The organism is Brevibacterium sp. FME17 (genome assembly GCF_014897515.1).
GTDB lineage: Bacteria > Actinomycetota > Actinomycetes > Actinomycetales > Brevibacteriaceae > Brevibacterium.
This window is the reverse complement of sequence record NZ_JABUYD010000003.1, coordinates 295,873-314,218: the sequence shown is the minus strand read 5'-3', so window position 1 is coordinate 314,218 and position 18,346 is coordinate 295,873. Positions and strand designations below refer to the sequence as shown.

The following is an 18,346-nucleotide window of genomic DNA, read 5'->3' as shown; positions in this document are numbered from 1 at the left end:
TGCCTAGGGCTGTTCGGCCGACCCGTAATCGGCCGACCCATTCTCAGCTGGCCCGTTCTCGGCCCACCACTGACGCAGAACCTCTTCGGCGCGCTCAGGACCCAGCGGACCGTGTTCCATCCGCTCCTCGAGCAGATGCTTGTAGGCCTTGCCCACCAGCGGTGAGGGCTTGATGTCGAGGATGGCCATGATCTGCCGACCGTCGAGGTCGGGACGAATCGCGGCGAGTTCTTCCTGTTCGCTCAGCTTCTCGATCCGATGTTCCAGATCGTCGTAGGCGAAAGAGAGTCGGTCGGCCTTCTTCTTGTTCCGGGTGGTCACATCTGCCCGGGTCAGGATATGCAGACGTGAGAGCAGTCGACCTGCGTCGGTGACATAGCGGCGCACCGCAGAATCGGTCCACCCGGCATCGCCGTAGCCGTAGAAACGCAGGTGCAGCTCCACCAGACGACCAACAGCCTTGGTCGTGTCCTTGTCGAAGCGCAGCGCCTTCATCCGCTTTGCAGTCAGCTTCGCACCGACAGCATCGTGGTGATAGAAGGTGACGGCCCCACCTGGCAGGAACCTGCGAGTCGCGGGTTTGCCGACATCATGCATCAGCGCCGCGAACCGGACGACGAAGTCCGGCACAACGAGGCGGTTGGGGTCATCGGGACTCATTCCAGCCTCGCGCTGCTTCGCCGCATACTGCTCTTCGAGCTCGACAGCCTGGCGCAGCACGGTCAGTGAGTGCTGGTAGACGTCCTTGTGGCGGTGATGTTCATCGGTCTCCAACCGCAGGCCCGCAACCTCGGGCAGAACATGATCGGCAACATCGGTGCGCACCAGCAGATCAATGCCTGCAGCCGGATCGATGCCCGTCATGAGCTTGAACAGCTCCACCTGGATACGTTCGGCGGAGATGATCGCAATCCGATCGGCCATGTCACGCATCGCCGCTTCCACCTCGGAGACAGGATCAAGACCGAGCTGAGCGGTGAAACGCGCGGCGCGCATCATGCGCAGCGGATCATCGGAGAAAGAATCCGCGGCCGTGCCCGGGGTCCGGATGACACCCTCGATCAGGTCGGTGAAACCCTGATGGGGGTCGACGAAGGTCTTCGCAGGCAGGCGAATCGCCATCGCGCCGATCGTGAAGTCACGACGGACGAGGTCGGCGTCGAGATCTGTGCCGAATTTCACAGTCGGCTTCCGTGAATCCGGGTCGTAGGCCTCGGCGCGGTAGGTGGTGATCTCGATCTGCACACCGGACTTGATGGCACCGATGGTCCCGAATTCGCGGCCGATGTCCCAGTGTGTGTCCACCCAGTCGGAGATGAGGGCGAGGATGTCGTCGGGGCGCGCATCCGTGGTGAAGTCGAGGTCGGGCATCGGACGGCCCAACAGTGCGTCGCGGACGGATCCGCCGACGAGTGCGAGTTCGAATCCAGCCGCGGCGAAGCGTGTGCCCAGGGGCCCGAGAATGTGCTCGAGCTCATCGAGTTTGTCGTACAGACGGGCGTGCGCGGTCTTCGGGTCCACCGAGCTCCTTCGTGTTCTACCGTGCCGTTCCGATCGGAGACGACTCATCTACAGCCGAGTCCAGCCTACCGGGAGCGCGCCCGACGACACTTCCAAGAATCGCCTACTAAGGTAGGAGAATGACCACACCGATGCCCAAGCCGGGACCGAGAGCGTCCCGTCGCACCACGGTAGAGGAGATTTCCGCCGGGGGCATCGTCGTCGACTTCACACGCCCGGAACTGACCGTGGCCGTGATCGCCCGGATCAACCGGGCAGGACGAATCGAGTGGTGCCTTCCCAAGGGGCACCTCGAAGGAATCGAGACCCCCGCCGAGGCGGCTCGACGTGAGATCGAAGAGGAGACAGGCATCCTCGGACAGATCATCTGCCCCCTGGGCACCGTCGACTACTGGTTCACGGTGACCGGAATACGTGTCCATAAACTCGTCCACCACTTTCTGCTGCGTGCGCGTTCCGGGACGTTGACCGTGGATAATGATCCTGACCAGGAAGCAATCGACGCTGCGTGGATTCCCTTCAAAGATCTGCGCTCCCGGCTCTCATTCGCCAATGAACGTCGCATCGTTGCCGCCGCCCGCCCGATGGTCGCCCGAATGGAGCAGTGAAACCCATCAGTCATATGCGTTTCCTCTTCGCCCTGCTGAGCACAGTCTTCCTGCTCGCAGGGTCAGTTTTCGCTGTCCCGCTGATGGGGGCTAGTCCCTCGGCCGCCGCCACGAGCTCCAAGGTTTCCATCACCCTCGACGAGGTCACGCCCTGGGTCGATGAGAAGGGCACGCTCAAGGTGCGCGGAACAATCACGAATCCCACAGATCATGCGATCTCCGACCCTGATCTGAATCTGTCGATGTCCACGCAGAAGCTCGATTCCGGACGCCAGATCGAGAACTGGAAGACTGACCAGTCCCAGAACCGCAGGATCGCCGGCCTCAAGGACAACGGTCCCGATGCCCGCAAGAAGGCTGAGAAAGCTGAGAAGGCGGCGCAGGACTCAGCCAAGAAATCCGACCCGATGACTGCTGTGGACACCGCGTTCGACGATGAGATCGCGGCCGGGTCCTCCTCAGAGTTCACAGTCTCCGTGCCTGCGGAGCAACTCGGGCTGCAGAAGTCCTCTCCGGTCTCGGCTTGGGGCCCGCGCGGTCTGAGCGTGCAGCTCGATGATGCCACCGGGCGCGTGGCCTCCGAAGTCGGCTTCTCCACCTGGTACCCGAGTCCGAAGTTCGACAAGACCAAGGTCAGCATCCTTGCCCCGGTCACGCTTCCGGCTCACACCGCTGACGGCATCATCGACCCCAAGGACCTCGACAAGGCGATCGGCAAGGGCGGTTCCCTGACCGCGATCATGAATATCCTCGACACCCCCGGAGTGGGCATCGCACTCGACCCCCGGATCATCGCCTCCTTCGAATCGGCTGTAGCCGAACCACCGGCGGAAGATGACGGATCGGAACCCGAGGAGACCAAGACATCATCGCCAGAGAGCACTGAAACACCTGCCACAGGGCCCGATGCCCAAGATGCCGACCCCGATGCGAACTCCAATGACCAGGGTGGCCCCGATGGGCTCAGTGCCGACGAAGAAAAGGCGCAAGAAGAGCAGCGCAAACGCCTCGACACCTGGTACCGCGACTTCCTCGAAAAGGCGGAATCACACACCGTCATCGCTTTGCCCTACGGCGACCCTGATCAGGCATCACTGCTGAACAGCGATCTGAAGAACCTGGGCACATTCGCGCAGAAACAGAGGAAGATCGTCAAAGATGTCCTGCCGAAGGCAAAGACCAACGTCGCGTGGCCCGTCGACGGCTCCGCGCAACGCGATCAGCTCGGTGATTTCGCCAAGGCGGGTGATGAGACCGTGATCCTCAGCAACAAACAGCAGCCGTCGCTGGCAGGCATTCACGACAACGCCCATTCCAAGACCCGCATCACCGCGGATGCGAAGTCATCGATCGACACCCTGATCACCGACTCGGCCTTGGAACACCAGAGCGCCCAGATCATCGGCTCTGAGCATCCGGCATCCGGCATCTCAGAACTGGTCGCGACGACTGCTGCGATCCAAGCAGAAGCCCCCTACCGGACACGGCACCTGTTGGTGCCTATGCCACGCACAGCAGCCTCGGCGAACTGGGAGAGGACGGTCGGGGTCCTCGCAGACGCACCGTGGGTCGATCCGACCGGTATCGATGATCTCCTCGACACCGACGTCGTGCCCCGCGGTCTGCTGCAGACGGGCACGAAGCCGAAGAGCATCGGAACCAAGGCCGTGCAGAGCCTCAGCCAAACCCGGGTGACGCAGAAGAAGTTCAACAGTGTGTTCTCTGACCCGGCAAGTGCGAATGCGAGGCTGGACCGCGAGCTGCTCAGCTGCACCTCGGTGGCGTGGACCCTGGAGGGCAGTGCAAAAAGCTGTGCCGACGATGCCCAGGCTTCGAGTGAGAAGGTGAGGAACAGCCTCTACCTCGAGAAGGGTTCCTCGGTGCTGTTGGTCACCGGCGAGAAGACGACCATCCCAGTCACGATCGTCAATGATTCCCCTGCCGAGGCGAAGATGCGCATCCGGATGAAACCGAAGACCCCCCAACTGCGAGCCGAACCGACCAAGACAGTCATCGTGCCCTCCCAGGAGACCATGCGCGTCGACGTTCCCGTCGAAGGCTTGGCCAACGCCGACGTACCGACGACGATCGAGATGGTCGCCACCGATGACGTCACCCTGCCGAAGGACGAAACACTGCTCGTCAGGGTTCGGGCCGACTGGGAGAACATCGGCACGGCCGTCGTCGGATTGGCACTGGCCGCCGTATTCGTGATCGGCTTGATCAAGACGATCTCCCGTGGACGCAGGAAGCTCCCCGAACAGCAGCTGGCCGATGCGATGGCTCGTGCCAAGAACGACGAACAGGAAAAGAGGTAGGGCTTGTCCAAGCTTTCATCATTGGCCAAATCCTCGGCCATCATGACCGCAGGCACCCTGACCTCGCGCATATTGGGCCTGGTCAAGGCCTTCCTGCTCGCGATGGCGATCGGTGTCACCGCAGTTCAGGCCGATGCCTTCGATGTCGCCAACAAGGTGCCCAACACCCTGTATATGCTGCTGGCCGGCGGTGTCGTCAATGCCGTCCTCGTCCCGCAGCTGGTGCGAGCCTCGAAGAGGAAAGATGGGGGCCAGGACTACACGAACCGACTTCTGACCCTGTCATTCCTCATTCTGGCCGCGGTCGGTCTCATCGCAACCCTGGCCGCTCCGCTGCTCGTGTGGCTCTACTCTTCAGGGTGGGGTCCTGAACAGATGGCTTTGGCAACGGCCTTCGCCTTCTGGTGCCTGCCTCAGCTGTTCTTCTATGGCCTCTACACACTCCTGGGCCAGGTCCTCAACGCCAAATCATCTTTCGGTCCCTACATGTGGGCACCTGTGCTCAACAATGTCGTGGCCATTGCGGGTCTCCTCATCTTCATCCTGGTCTTCGGCACGGACAAGGCAACTCCGCACGGGTTGAGCACCTGGACTCCGGATATGATCGCGCTCCTGGCAGGTTCGGCCACAATGGGAGTCGTCGCTCAGGCGCTCATCCTGATCTGGCCGTTGAAGCGCATCGGCTTCAAATACAGGCCGACCTTCGGCTTCCGCGGGGTCGGTCTGGCTACGGCTGGAAAAGTGGCATTCTGGACCTTCTCGGCCATGCTCATCGGGCAGATCGGCTTCCTCATCATCTCTCGTGTTGCCGCTGGAGCCTCCGTCCCGGGTGAGGGCAACGCCTCCAACGCCGCCTATTCCTACGGCTATCTCGTCTTCATGCTCCCGCACTCGCTCATCGCGGTATCGCTGGCCACAGCACTCTTTACCTCGTTGAGCAGGAACGCAGCCGAAAAGGACACCGAGGCAGTCGTCGGCGACTTCTCCATGGGTGTACGCATGGTCGGCTTCGTCAATGCCTTCGCGGTGGCTGCTCTCGTCGTCCTCGCCGCGCCCGTGGCGATGGTCATTTCAGGCGACAATCGTGAACAGGCCACTGCAGTGGGGCTCGTCATCACCACCATGGTGTTCGGTCTCATTCCCTTCAGCGCCAATTACCTGGCACAGAGGGTCTTCTACGCCTACGAAGACGCGAAGACACCGTTCCTCATCCAGCTTCCGCAGGTGATCTTCCAGTCTCTGGCGGTGCTCTCAGCCTCGATCTTCCCGAATTCAGTCACAGTGGCCATCATCGGTCTGGCGATGAGTTTGGGTTATCTATTCGCCATGATCCTGTCGTTCTCGCTCCTGAAGAAGCGACTCGGCGACATTGATCTCCGTGGGATACTGACCGCTCATATGAAGTTCTTGATAGCAGCCTTGGTTGCCGGAATGGCCGGTTACGGGCTTCTCTTCTTCTTCCCTGACTTCGCCTTGTCGGGCCAGTGGCAGGCATTCGTCTCCACAGCCGCCGTCGGCACACTCATGCTCATTGTCTTCTTGGGAGCAAGTTATTTGCTGAGAGTCAGAGAGTTGCATTCGATTATTGGCGTCGTTGCTGGAAAACTAAGGAAATAGCCTGCGCATCAAAGCCCCTATGGAGGTGGTCACCCTGATCGATATCGAACCCGGCATGGTTGTTGCCGGTCGTTACGTCGTATCAACGGTCGACCGTCGGTGGCTCGAGGACAATCCGCAGGCGGGTGCCGTGTGCACGGCGCTCGACGCCATCCTCGATGAACCCGTCCTCATCCACGTCGCCGATGCCGATGGATCCACGGATGTGCTCGAGGCTGCGCGACGGGTCTCCATCCTCGGCGATCATCGCATCGCTCCCACCTTGGACGTCGGACATTCGAACGGTCTCGACTATGTCGTGTCCAAACGCATAGCAGTCACGTCACTGGGCGAAATCCTGCCCAAATCGCCGCTTCCCATCGATGCCGCCCGTGCTCTCATCGGAGAGATCGGAACGGTCCTCGTCACCGCTGCCCGACGCGGCCTCTTCCACATGTTCCTGCGCCCGAACACGGTGGGGATCACGACCAAGGGCACTGTGCTGGTCTCCGGCATCGGAATCGACGCAGCTCTGGCGCTGGGCACAGGAGTGATCCAGCCTGCGGATTACACACCGACGAAGGCATCTCGTGAAGATGCGCTGAGTCTCATCCGGCTCTTCTATGCCGCCATCACCGGCTATTGGCCCTCTGAAGAACCGTTCAACGGGATACCTGCAGCGGGTCGTGAGAATTCCCGCATTGCCAGGGCCAAATCTCTCAATCCAGAGGTCTCCAACGAACTCGATGACTTCGTCAGCGGAATCCTCGCCGGTTCCGATCCGGGACCAGGTTCTGTGGCCGAGGTGCTGGGCTACCTGGATGAGTGGGATGCGGAGCTCCTGCGCTACGTCAACCGTGCTCCAGTGCTCGACAACGACAGTGTCTTCAACCAGTCACCGCGCAGCTTCGACGAAGCAACGAGCTTGCCCACCCCACGCTCAACGTCGATGGGGTCACCGACTGCAAACACCGCCAGCGACGACCAGGTCAAGGCGGCTCTGGTTCGCATCGGCATCACCCGCCCAGGAACTCGCGGATTAGCCGTCGGCGTCGTCGGCAAGACAACCGGACAATATGCGGACCGGATGCAGATGAGGGAGGCGTCGAGTTTCCCGATCGGCAAGGACCAACTAGACAACGCCGCCCATGATTGGGAGGAGTGGGAGCCGGAGCAGACCTACTCGGAGTATTCCGCGTATGCCGACCACGAGTATGACGAGAACCTGACAACTCCGATCATGAATCGTGACGCCCAGGACTCGGATCCGGACACCCAGGCCCTCGACATCGTCTCCGAAGACAGCGGTGAAGAGACCGAAGACGACAATGACACCCGCGTCATCATGGATGATGAGGATGACGGGTCGTGGTTCCTCGGCGGAATGTTCGAGACCAATGAGCAGCAGCGCGAGCATCAGCTGCGCGAATACGAACGCGAACGCCGCATTGCCAAGGCCAAGGAAGACGAAGCACGCCGACGCATCGCAGCGCTCGAAGCGGCCTCAACCTCCAGACGACAAGAGGCGAACGCCGCCACACCGCCCAAGCAGGTGCGCAGGCTTTCACCGGCCTCCGTCGATGACTCAAACACCGATTCGACTCGATCCACTGCACCCGTCCCTGCCGTCTCGCCCGAACAGAAGTCAGAGCACAGGTCTGGAGCTGCAGCGGGTGGTGCCGCTGTTGCGGGAGCGGCCGCAGCCGGTGCGGCTGGGTCTTCCAAACCTGCCGGATCTGCAGACAAGAACAAGACTTCTGGTAAGAAATCGTCTGCCTTTGCTGGAGCAACGGCCGGTAGTGCCGGTGGCGGAGGTGCAGCCACCGGCGGATCTGCGAACAATGGCAATGACGCCGATGACGATCCGGCGAATTCACGAAAGACCTTCGCCTGGCTGGTCCTTGCCCTGGTGGTCGTCGCCGCCATCGTGATCTCGATCGCGGTCTTCAACTTCACATCGGGCGACGACGAGTCCTCAACGGTCGCCGAAACCTCGGCTCCTGCCAAGACCGGGGATGGCAAGGACAAGAAAACCAAGACGCCCAAGGCAGATCCGCCGAAGATCAAGACAGTCACGGCATTGGATCCCGAAGGCGACAATGAGGAGAACAACGACAAAGCCGAAGACGTCATTCCCAATACTGAGGGATCGTGGCGTACCGACCGCTACAATTCGGCATCGTTCGGCAACCTGAAATCCGGCGTTGGACTGCACTTCGAACTCAAGAAGAAGACGACGGTGAAGAAGGTCAAGGTCAAGTCGACGAACTCGGGCGGGTCCTTCGAAATTCTCGATGGTTCCGATCCCGAAGACGCCAAGAAGGTGGGCGAAGGTACATTCGACTCGGGCGACGTCACGGTCAAACTTGATGATGGCGTCGAGACGGACAACCTTATTCTCTGGGTGACTGAGCTTCCCCAGGACGACGGCGGATTCCGAGCCGTCATCAATACCGTCGACTTCAAGTAAGAGACCGCTCCATGCGGATGGTCCTCACTGATTCGACGCCGACCTCAGTTTGACCGGCAGAGGCCGAACTGAGCCGCAGACATTGACTAGTCAGCTTGCCTGCAGGTCGGCGAGGTTCGTCGAACCTCGCTTGAACGCAGATGCGGAATAGTCGCAACCGCCGTACCGTTACACGTACGATAAGCATTCCGTGCCGCCATTGAGCGGGGCACTGAGAACACAGCGAGCAGAAGCAGGGAATTTTCACATGACTGATACACAATTGGTGATCATCGGGTCGGGTCCGGCCGGATACACCGCGGCCGTCTATGCGGCTCGTGCGAACCTTTCGCCCGTGGTCATTGCAGGTTCTGTGACAGCAGGTGGTGAACTCATGAACACCACCGACGTTGAGAATTACCCCGGATTCCCCGCAGGCGTTCAGGGTCCAGAGCTCATGGAGAGCATGCGCGAACAGGCCGAGAAATTCGGCGCCGAGGTGATCTACGACGATGTCGCGACCCTCAAACTGGAACCCGGTGCACATCAGATCGAAACTGCACTGGGAGCCAGGTACACGGCTCAGGCAGTCATCCTCGCCACCGGATCCGCATACCGCGAACTCAACCTTCCCAATGAGAAGAAGCTGTCTGGTCACGGTGTCAGCTGGTGCGCCACCTGCGACGGGTTCTTCTTCCGGGATCAGCACATTGCCGTTGTCGGTGGTGGCGACTCCGCCCTCGAAGAGGCGACATTCCTCACTCGTTTCGCATCCAAGGTCACACTGATTCACCGCCGTCAGGACCTACGAGCTTCGCAGGCAATGCAGGACCGGGCAGCAGCCGATGAGAAGCTCGAATACCTCCTCGACAGCGAGGTAGCCGAAATCCATGGCGAAGATTCGCTGACCGGACTCACTGTACGCAACACCGTCACCGGCGAAACGTCCGAACTGCCGGTCACCGGCATGTTCGTAGCCATCGGCTCGGATCCCCGCACAAGTCTCTTCGGCGATCAGCTTTCGCTGCGCCCAGACGGATATCTCAACGTCGAAGGACGAACCTCGAAAACCACGGTCGAGGGCGTCTTCGCTGCTGGCGATGTGATCGATTCCGTCTACCGACAGGCCATCACCGCTGCTGGATCCGGTTGCTCCGCCGCACTCGACGCTGAGCATTACCTTGCCGACCTAGAGACTCTGACAAAACAAGCACAGGCCGTCGCAGCTGAGACACCACAGGTTACGGAGCCAGTCGCCTCCTGACACGAATCCTGTTGTAATACTCGGCAACTACCACTGCACAGCCCAGTGCGATTGTTGTGACGCGAGCCGACGGGACCACTGTGGGAATGAAACCCCCGCAAAGGCTGTTTCCGATAGAGAACATCATTAACAGAAAGGTTGCTCATGTCGACAGAAGTCACTGATGCCACGTTCGAAGAGACCGTTTTGAAGTCAGACAAGCCAGTGCTCGTCGATTTCTGGGCTCCCTGGTGCGGCCCTTGCCGTATGGTCAGCCCGATCGTAGACCAGATCGCGGAAGAGAACTCCGAGAAGCTCAACGTAGTGAAGGTCAACACTGACGAAAACCTCGAAACTGCGAGCAAGTACGGAATCACCTCGATCCCTGCGCTCTATGTCTTCAAGGATGGTGAGGTAGCAAAGACCATCATCGGTGCACGGCCGAAGCCGGCGCTTGAGGATGAGCTCTCCGACTTCATCTGATCATGTTCTAAGGCGCCTGTTGTACGATCAACAGGCGCCTTAGGTCTATCCAGATGGCAGACAGGAACACGTTCAGAACTTCGCACAGCAGATTGGCACGGCATTGACTCACAACCCACAACCGCAGTTTTCACGCGGGGACAGCTCTGAGGTGTTGCCCAACATCAAATCTCAGATGGCTCGCCTGGGACTCAATGTCGGTCAAGCAGAGTCCGTCGAGTTCGACCGCGCATTCGAACTCGGCGTGCGCCAGTTCCAACAGGTGCGTGGAATTCTCTGTGACGGCGTAATGGGCACGGAGACCTTTTCGGAGCTTGAACGGGCTCGATATCAACTAGGCGATCGAGTGCTCCGCTATGACCCCGTCAGAGTCCTTACAGGGGATGACGTACTCAAACTACAGAGAACCCTCGCGGGCCTCGGGTTCTACGCCGGTCGCATGGATGCAGAGTACTCTGCGGTAACGGATGCCGCCGTCAAGGAACTGCAGATGAGCCTCGGAACCAAAGTCGACGGCGTCGCCGGGCCACAGACGCTGCGAGGACTCGACGCCATCGATCGCAAACAGGACACCGGCAATCTCTTCGCGCTCGAGGAACGGGCGCGCGTCGCAGCATCCGGAACGTCACTGGCCGGTCGGACCTTCGTCATCGAAGCAGCCACTACAGTTGTAGATTTCGAGACTCTGCCCATGACGGCACTGCAAGCGGACACCGAGCGTCGCATCACTGCCGATATTGCAAGCCGCCTTGCCGGCCGGCTCGAGGCCGTCGGCGCTGGAGCAGTCGTTCTGCACGGAGATGCTGTCGAGGTCAACAAGGCCGATCAGCTCGGTGCTTCTGCCGTAATTACAGTCACTGCAGACATTAACAAGTCCAAGGACGCAAACGGAATTGCGACCTTCTACTTCGGACACGAAACACATTCCGATATCAATTCCCCTACCGGAGGACGTCTTGCAGAGCTCATCCAGAGCGAGCTCACTGCGCGAACGGGGATGAGGGACTGCAGGAGCCATGCACGCACCTGGTCATCCTTGAAGCGTCTCCGGACTCCGAAGGTTCACGTAGTCGCTGGCTATCTCACCAATAACGACGATCTCGACAATCTAGAAGACGCTAACGTTCGCGATGCAATTGCCGACGGAATCGCCGCAGGCTTGCAGAGGCTGTACGTTCGCGAGGACTCAGACCCAGAGACCGGGACTCTCAGCCTGGCGGAAATCAAAGCATACAGCTAAGAACACGCTCACAGCCGTTTCACGTGGAACGGAATCTTGAGGATCGTGTGCCACCAATCGGCAATGGTGCCTACACCGGATATGCCCGAAAGTAGTTGTGTCCACCGCCCCTTCCAGCAAATCTGGCGGTAAGCTGCCGTGATTGCGACCCCACGGTCGGCGTCCAGCTCGCGTTTACACTCAGTGGAGATGTCGCGATGCTTGGCTGTTCCTTCTTGCAACTTCAAGCGAACGACTCGATACACAAATGGCCTACTCGGATCCGCCTGGAATTCCCGTCTGAAGAGAACTCGTCTGCAGACGACCGGACCGACTTGTTTCATCAGCCTCCGACTCACAGGACATCACACCCGAAATGAAACGGAGTCTCTGCGGCGCGTCCTCTAGGCCTGGTGCCCGGCGTCGCGAATGCTTATCCTGATAGTCATCAAGGACAGCGTCGCTAAACTTAAAAGACACAGGCAATGATGAGATCTATCCACACAGACGGGCGATCATCAAAAATACTCAGTCTGAGGATTGCGTGCGTATCGCCCGATATCTAGGCAGCCCAACCGCGCTCCAACGCACATATCTTGCCGATATTCGTCGACATACAGCACATCGTTTCACCTGAAACACCAGAAGCCCAGATGACTGCCCAGCCCTCTGTGGGAACATGCATTGACATGACCGCCTACAACGACGGCGTCAAACGAACCACCGTTAACCATGCCGGGACGGCTACCTCGATGGAACCTGTCATCAGAGCGACGTTGTACCTACCAACTTACATCTGGGTGAGTCCGACAAACTCGACATCCCTATTACAAACTCAATGTTTCACGTGGAACGAGAGTCCGTACGGGCGCTGGCCTGGCTGAAGTGGCGGGAGGGCGATTCACACTGCACATCGCTATCGAAAACAGAGGCGCCAAACAGACCGAACGATAGCCATTCAATTCGAAATATATGCCATGACTCATCAGTATAGATCCATCTTTCATCAGGAGGAGGAGTCGATCGTCTGGTCCGCGCCAGTCTGTTTCACGTGAATCTAATTCGCAATTGGCGACTTCGACACAACAGTATGCAGATGAGTAGAGGGAAAGATCCCGTATGTCATTAGATCGACATGCGGCATCCACGAATTTCGAATCGGACAATGAGTGGACAACGGACAACTGAGTTGGGTCGGGTGCTGAATTGCGATGTATCGCCAAATTGACACTAATCGGACCTGCCCGGTATGCATCAAGTTGTCCACAAGCACGAATAGCAAAACCGCACACCCACTACGGAATGTCGCACTTTCCGACCGTTACGAATCGGTCAAAACCGGTATTCTGTGTATCTCCGCGCTCGCGCGCTTTAGAGCACCTGGCATAGGGTTGGGTTGCTCCTACCTCAAACGCTAGGAAGGACCGTTGAAGAATGACCGTTTCACGTGAAACAAGGGGGTCCTCCCGAACTTGATCAAGTTGGCTGAGATGAAGTTTCACGTGAAACCGTGCCCCAAAGGGAACTCCTACCGTCGAACACGAAGCACAACAATCTGAACTCTCAACAGTCCATGACGGGGACGAAACTTCATTGTCCCTTCGTTTCACGTGAAACGCACCCCGGTTCGGACCTCGAGGACACCGCATCGCCAGAGAGTTGTAAGAAATGAAGCTAAACATATTGGACACTTAGACTCTAACCAAGGCGTCCTAAAGTACGCACTGTTCGCTGAAGCCCAACTGCATATTGATGCCACAGGGTCTAGTAGCTAGACCCATAAGCTCCACTTCCACCATTCGAACCCGGCATATCAGCAATCACCGAAATGAGGCTTTCGGCAGTCAAGAAGACCTATAAACTGCTCGCTGAGCAACGCGGAGAAAGAAGACGTGTTGTTTCACGTGAAACGGAATAGGAATATCTACGCTCATCAGGCTCATACCCTTGCCTCAGGACGGTATTGACGCGCCTAATCACAGGCCAGGGAGACACATCTGCCTGCGGGGATTTCTCTGAACCGAAGTGCCCTTTCGGTGTCCTACCCATAACGGATACCGGCCGAACAGGTGACTGCCGGTCGGCATCGGGTTGCCTGCCTGGAACTCCAAAACACCAGGTCAAACATGTTTCACGTGAAACTAATCCCACCTTTAGGAGAGCCGGCCTCGAAAAACTACAGGAAGTCACTAACCTGAAGCGGAGGTGTCTTGAATGCTACCGGTCAACTGGTCGTCGCCGAAGAGGATGACCTCGCTCGACTGTCTACACAAGATCGAGCGAGCTCTTCATCCGAGCCCACAAATATGACCGCCGTCGCCTCATAAACAAGGCAATTCTAATCCCAAAATGCGCGGCGCATCGCGCAGCTGTTTCACGTGAAACGGCAGAACATAAATGATCATCCGCCAAAAGTCGAGAATGCCGAAGTCTGAAGAGTCAAGTCCGCGTGCCCTTAGTCGAAATATCTGTTTAGTGAACCGACGGTACAACCATGAACCGAATAGAAATCTATGGCTCATAGCCAACAGTCAAACATGACGGTTGCCCTATGGGAAGGAGAACTCTGCGAACAATTGACTAGAAGACGTACAAACGCCAAGCCGATTCGGATGAAACTGGGAACGTTTCACGTGAAACCTAACGTCGTCCGCCAAAAGAGACATATTTATAACCATCGATTGTAAATATCAACCGCTTCTCAACACCGCGGTTCCAGCAGAACGCAGCTGCGGTTTGGAGTGTCAGCTACCGTAAAGCACTATGGAAGATCCATGTTGAACCGTCGCGGATCGACGAGACCATCCGCCTACGAGTCCTCGCAAGACAGAAGTGGGGCGGGGAAGTGAACATTCGTCCACCTCACCCGCCCCAAGGAGAGCAGCAAAGAACCAGCTATTCAGCCGGTGATTCCACGCCCAGCAAAGTCAGGATACGATCCAGATCGTCCTGGTTTGCGAACTCAACGCTGAGTTTGCCCTTCTTCTTTCCAACTGTGATGTTCACTTTGGTGTCCAGGCGGTCCCCAAGCCGCTCCGCGACCTCAATGAACTGAGGTGATACTTGTGTCGTTGCACGTGAAACATTCATGGAGTCGCCGCGGTTGAGAAGAACCACAGCCTCCTCGGACGCCCTTACAGACATCCCTTCGGCCACAATGCGTTGCGCCAGAACTTCCATGTGCTCCGGCTCCCGAAGACCCAGGATTGCGCGAGCATGCCCAGCCGAAATGACTCCGGCCGCCACGCGCCGCTGGACAAGAGGTGGCAGGCGAAGCAGACGAAGGGTGTTGGAGATCTGCGGGCGCGATCGCCCAATACGTTCAGACAGCTCCTCCTGCGTACATCCAAAGTCCTCGAGCAGCTGGCCGTAAGCTGCAGCCTCTTCAAGAGGATTCAGCTCTGCACGATGAAGGTTTTCGAGGAGAGCATCTCGCAACAGATCCGTGTCATCAACGTAGCGAATGATCGCCGGAATGGTCGAAAAACCCGCGTCCTTCGTCGCGCGCAGACGTCGTTCGCCCATAATGAGCTCGAAGCGCTCGGCGTCGCCGGGCTTCTGCCGAACAACCACCGGCTGCAGAACGCCGATCTCGCGAATGCTGTGGACAAGTTCACTGAGCTGATCTTCATCAAAGAAGGTACGCGGCTGACGCGGATTAGCATCAATGCGGTCCACTCCGAGCTCGCCGAACTCTGTATCGGGGATCGAATCCACTCCGGCGATGCTACTGTCGTCGCCAGGCGCAGAATCTTCTGCGACTACATCAACATCCGGCTCCGAGGATGAGCTGCCAGACTCAAACCCGGTCGACACTTCATCTGTAGTACCTGATGTTCCGGCCGTGGCGCTTTGTGCCTCGTCAAAGACTTCATGTCCCGACCTGTATACACCGGGATGCATCTCAGAGACATCGTCAGTCTGTACCGACTCAGCGTCTGGACCGCCCCCGACAATGTTTGTGTTAGCTTCCACGTCAGGCTCAGCGGTCTCGTTGACCGGCGCTGCGATGCTGTCGGTGGCGCTATTGTCGGCGACGGCTATGCTATCCCCGGCAGTGGCTGGCGATACGGAGCCAAAATCCGGATCCGTCTTACTCTTGGCTGGTTCCTTAGTCGGAGACGTCTCTACCGGTGCGTCATTCGACGGTTCCGTCGCAGCTTTCTTCGCAGACGGCCTTTCAACCGCCGGTTTAGCGGCACTGGGTTCAACGGCCGTCGATTTTGTGTTCGAGGACTTCGCGGTACTGGCCTTCGCCGAATCCGATTTCGTCGTGCCGGCCGTGTTCGCGCCAGTGGTTTTGGCTCCAGCGGTCTTGGCACCCGTTGTCTTGGAGCTGGCCGTCTTCGCACCTGTGGTTTTGGCACCGGTCGATTTGGCACCTGCGGCGGCCTTTTTCGCCGTGGATTCAGAACCACCTGAATTGACCGCTGCTGATCCCGTGTCCTTCTTGGCCGGAGAGGCCTTAGCAGCCGGCATTTCCTTCTTCGCGGGTTTATCCGTCGACGCGCCTGTGGAGGCCCCAGCCTTAGGCTTACGACGGCGAGAAGACTGCATAGAAGCGGCAGGATCCGTACGAGCAGCTCGAGGCGCCTTTGGCTCCTCTGCACTCTGCTTGGCCTCTTCAGGCTCGCCGCCGGAGAAGAACACGTCGACTGGACGGTCACTCGACGCCGCATCCGGAATCAAAGCGCCTAATCCACGGCCCAGTCCACGCTTCTTGCGTTCAGCCACGATCTACTCCTCGTTGTGCGATTTCTTCGGCGGCTTCCTGATAGGACAAAGCGCCACTGGAATGGGGGTCGTACGAAATCACCGTCTGGCCGTAACTCGGCGCCTCTGAAATGCGCACGGAGCGTGGGATCGAGGATGACAGAACCTGCTCAGGGAAATGAGTGCGAACATCGTCGGCCACCTGTTTGCTGAGGTTGGTTCTCCCGTCATACATCGTCAGAATAATGGTGGAGATCGCCAGCTTCGGATTGAGATGCTTTTGGATGAGCTGAATGTTCTTCAGCAACTGGCTCAATCCCTCAAGCGCGTAGTATTCACACTGGATCGGGATGAGAACCTCTCGGGCAGCGACGAATGCGTTGACTGTCAACAGACCCAGGCTCGGTGGGCAGTCCACAATTACGTAGTCAACCCGATTGCCCGCCGCAGCCTCTTCTTCGAGATAGAGGCCCAACGACCTCTGCAGACGCTGCTCACGAGCGACAAGGGACACCAGCTCGATCTCGGCTCCCGCCAAGTCGATCGTTGCCGGCACGCATTTGAGGCTCTCAAAGTCCGGGCACTGAGCAACAGCATTCCGCATCGGCACGTCATCGATGATCACATCGTAGATGCTGGTGACTTCGGAATAATGGTCAATACCCAGAGCGGTACTTGCATTGCCCTGTGGATCGATATCGATGAGCAGGACGTTGAGGTCTTGATTCGCCAAGGCAGCGGCGATATTCACAGCAGTGGTGGTCTTCCCGACGCCACCCTTCTGGTTGGCGATTGTGAAAATCCGGGTAGAGTCCGGTTGTGGAAAACTCGCCTGGGACAGTCGATCGGCGCGACGGTTATCGCGCGCGATTGCAGCACCTATGGGAGACGACTCGTCCATGATCGGCATTCGGCGCACTCCATCATCCATTGGTTTCACAAAGCTATACTCAGCCTAGACCAAATCTACTTCGTACTATTTCTTGACTATCTCGACGACACGGCTCGGGACTTCAAGGATTCCACCGTCAACGATGTGAATCTGCGGCTGAGACAGTCGGTACCGCTTCAGCAGTTTCTTCGTCTTCGCCAACTCGGCTTCGACCGAAGCACCTTTGAGCGCGAGGATCCGTCCGTCGGGACCCATCACTTCATGAGTCCATTCGATGAGAGTCGTCATCGCTTTGACCGCCCGAGACGTCACAACGGTGAACATCTCTTCATCAACGAGTTCTTCGACGCGAGCTCGGACGATACGAACGTTGTCTAATCCCAGATCGTCGACGACCATCTTCAGCCATTCGACTCGGCGTTCCATCGGTTCGATGAGAACGACCTGTGCTTCGGGGCGCAGCAATGCGATGGGAATACCTGGCAGACCAGCGCCGCTGCCAACATCGCCGACGACATCCCTGTCATCGATGAACTCGGCGACCACTGCACAGTTGAGGATGTGTCTGGTCCACAGTCTGTCGATCTCACGCGGACCGATCAGACCCCATTCGATGCCGGTGGTAGCCAAGTGCTGGGCGTACCGCACTGCCGTTGGGTAGGAGGTACCAAAGAACTCTTCGGTGCCTGCCGGGGGAATTTCGAGCGCGGAAATGTCAGTCATGGACAGGACGAACCAACACGTGCCGGCCGTCACCCTCACCTTCGGACTCCGAAACCAAACCGGCCTGAGCAACCTGATCGTGGATGATCTTGCGTTCAAAGCTATTCATCGGTTTGAACGCGTATTCGTTGCCCGATTCCTTGACGTCCTCGATAGCCTGCTTCGCCTTCCTGATCAGCTCGTCACGACGGCTATTTCGGAATCCGTCGATGTCGAGCATCAGCCAGGAGCGCTGACCTGTGCTCGTCTGGACTGCCAGACGACTGAGCTCCTGCAGAGCACCGAGCGTCTTACCCTCGCCGCCGACCAGCGTGCGCAGGTTAGATTCTTCGTCTTCCTCGCAGACAATCGACAGCTGTGCGCGTCCATCCCCGACATCGATGTCGATGTCGCCATCGATATCAGCGAGGTCCATCAGTTCTTCGAGGTAATCAGCCGCGATCTCGCCCTCTTCTTCGAGGAGCTCGGCTCTTGTCGGCTTCGCAGCTTTTTCGACACCATTGTCGGTGGTGCCAGCGTCGACAGTCTCGTCGACGTTCTCATCAACAGTCGTGTCGACATTCTCTTCAGTCATTTTCTTC

The 18,346-nt window shown here is 58.3% G+C and carries 12 protein-coding genes; 7 read left to right on the top strand and 5 right to left on the bottom strand.

What is annotated here, in order from left to right; genetic code table 11:
* Positions 1 to 3: 3 nt before the first annotated feature.
* A complete protein-coding gene (locus tag INT40_RS05105; protein WP_193071028.1) occupies positions 4 to 1,521 on the bottom strand; it encodes a CCA tRNA nucleotidyltransferase in 1,518 nt (505 codons plus the stop codon).
* A gap of 119 nt (positions 1,522 to 1,640) precedes the next feature.
* Between INT40_RS05105 and INT40_RS05100 the strand changes: the two genes are divergently transcribed.
* The 7 genes from INT40_RS05100 (at position 1,641) to INT40_RS05070 (ending at position 11,458) form a co-directional block, all read left to right on the top strand.
* Complete coding sequence (locus INT40_RS05100; protein ID WP_226830814.1) at positions 1,641 to 2,129, top strand: NUDIX domain-containing protein; 489 nt, start codon at positions 1,641 to 1,643, stop codon at positions 2,127 to 2,129.
* Entirely contained in the window at positions 2,126 to 4,447 is a 2,322-nt protein-coding gene (locus INT40_RS05095; protein ID WP_193095670.1) for a DUF6049 family protein, read from the top strand. Before INT40_RS05100 ends, INT40_RS05095 begins: the two co-directional genes overlap by 4 nt.
* A 3-nt stretch (positions 4,448 to 4,450) precedes the next feature.
* On the top strand, positions 4,451 to 6,064 hold the full coding sequence (gene murJ / locus INT40_RS05090) for a murein biosynthesis integral membrane protein MurJ (RefSeq protein ID WP_193095669.1): 1,614 nt from the start codon (positions 4,451 to 4,453) through the stop codon (positions 6,062 to 6,064).
* A 25-nt stretch (positions 6,065 to 6,089) separates the two neighbouring features.
* Positions 6,090 to 8,513 (top strand): virulence factor MviN, encoded by a 2,424-nt coding sequence (locus tag INT40_RS05085; RefSeq protein ID WP_193095668.1) that lies wholly within the window; start codon positions 6,090 to 6,092, stop codon positions 8,511 to 8,513.
* A 247-nt stretch (positions 8,514 to 8,760) separates the two neighbouring features.
* Positions 8,761 to 9,756 carry a thioredoxin-disulfide reductase gene (gene trxB, locus INT40_RS05080; RefSeq protein WP_193071024.1) on the top strand — a complete coding sequence of 332 codons (996 nt, stop codon included), beginning with the start codon at positions 8,761 to 8,763 and terminating at the stop codon, positions 9,754 to 9,756.
* 144 nt (positions 9,757 to 9,900) lie between these two features.
* Positions 9,901 to 10,218: a thioredoxin gene (gene trxA / locus INT40_RS05075; protein WP_193071023.1), complete on the top strand. Its 318-nt coding sequence runs from the start codon at positions 9,901 to 9,903 to the stop codon at positions 10,216 to 10,218.
* Positions 10,219 to 10,369: 151 nt separating this feature from the next.
* Complete coding sequence (locus tag INT40_RS05070; protein WP_319020844.1) at positions 10,370 to 11,458, top strand: peptidoglycan-binding protein; 1,089 nt, start codon at positions 10,370 to 10,372, stop codon at positions 11,456 to 11,458.
* Positions 11,459 to 14,332: 2,874 nt separating this feature from the next.
* Here the strand turns inward: INT40_RS05070 and INT40_RS21155 are convergent.
* The 4 genes from INT40_RS21155 to INT40_RS05050 form a co-directional block, all read right to left on the bottom strand.
* On the bottom strand, positions 14,333 to 16,171 hold the full coding sequence (locus INT40_RS21155) for a ParB/RepB/Spo0J family partition protein (protein ID WP_193071022.1): 1,839 nt from the start codon (positions 16,169 to 16,171) through the stop codon (positions 14,333 to 14,335).
* Positions 16,164 to 17,060: a ParA family protein gene (locus INT40_RS05060; protein ID WP_226830812.1), complete on the bottom strand. Its 897-nt coding sequence runs from the start codon at positions 17,058 to 17,060 to the stop codon at positions 16,164 to 16,166. Before INT40_RS05060 ends, INT40_RS21155 begins: the two co-directional genes overlap by 8 nt.
* A 66-nt stretch (positions 17,061 to 17,126) precedes the next feature.
* The gene (rsmG, locus tag INT40_RS05055; protein WP_193071020.1) at positions 17,127 to 17,765 is read right to left on the bottom strand and encodes a 16S rRNA (guanine(527)-N(7))-methyltransferase RsmG; all 639 of its coding nucleotides are present in this window, start codon (positions 17,763 to 17,765) and stop codon (positions 17,127 to 17,129) included.
* Positions 17,758 to 18,339: a protein jag gene (locus INT40_RS05050; protein ID WP_193095667.1), complete on the bottom strand. Its 582-nt coding sequence runs from the start codon at positions 18,337 to 18,339 to the stop codon at positions 17,758 to 17,760. The genes rsmG and INT40_RS05050 overlap by 8 nt, the downstream gene beginning before the upstream one ends.
* Positions 18,340 to 18,346 lie beyond the last annotated feature (7 nt).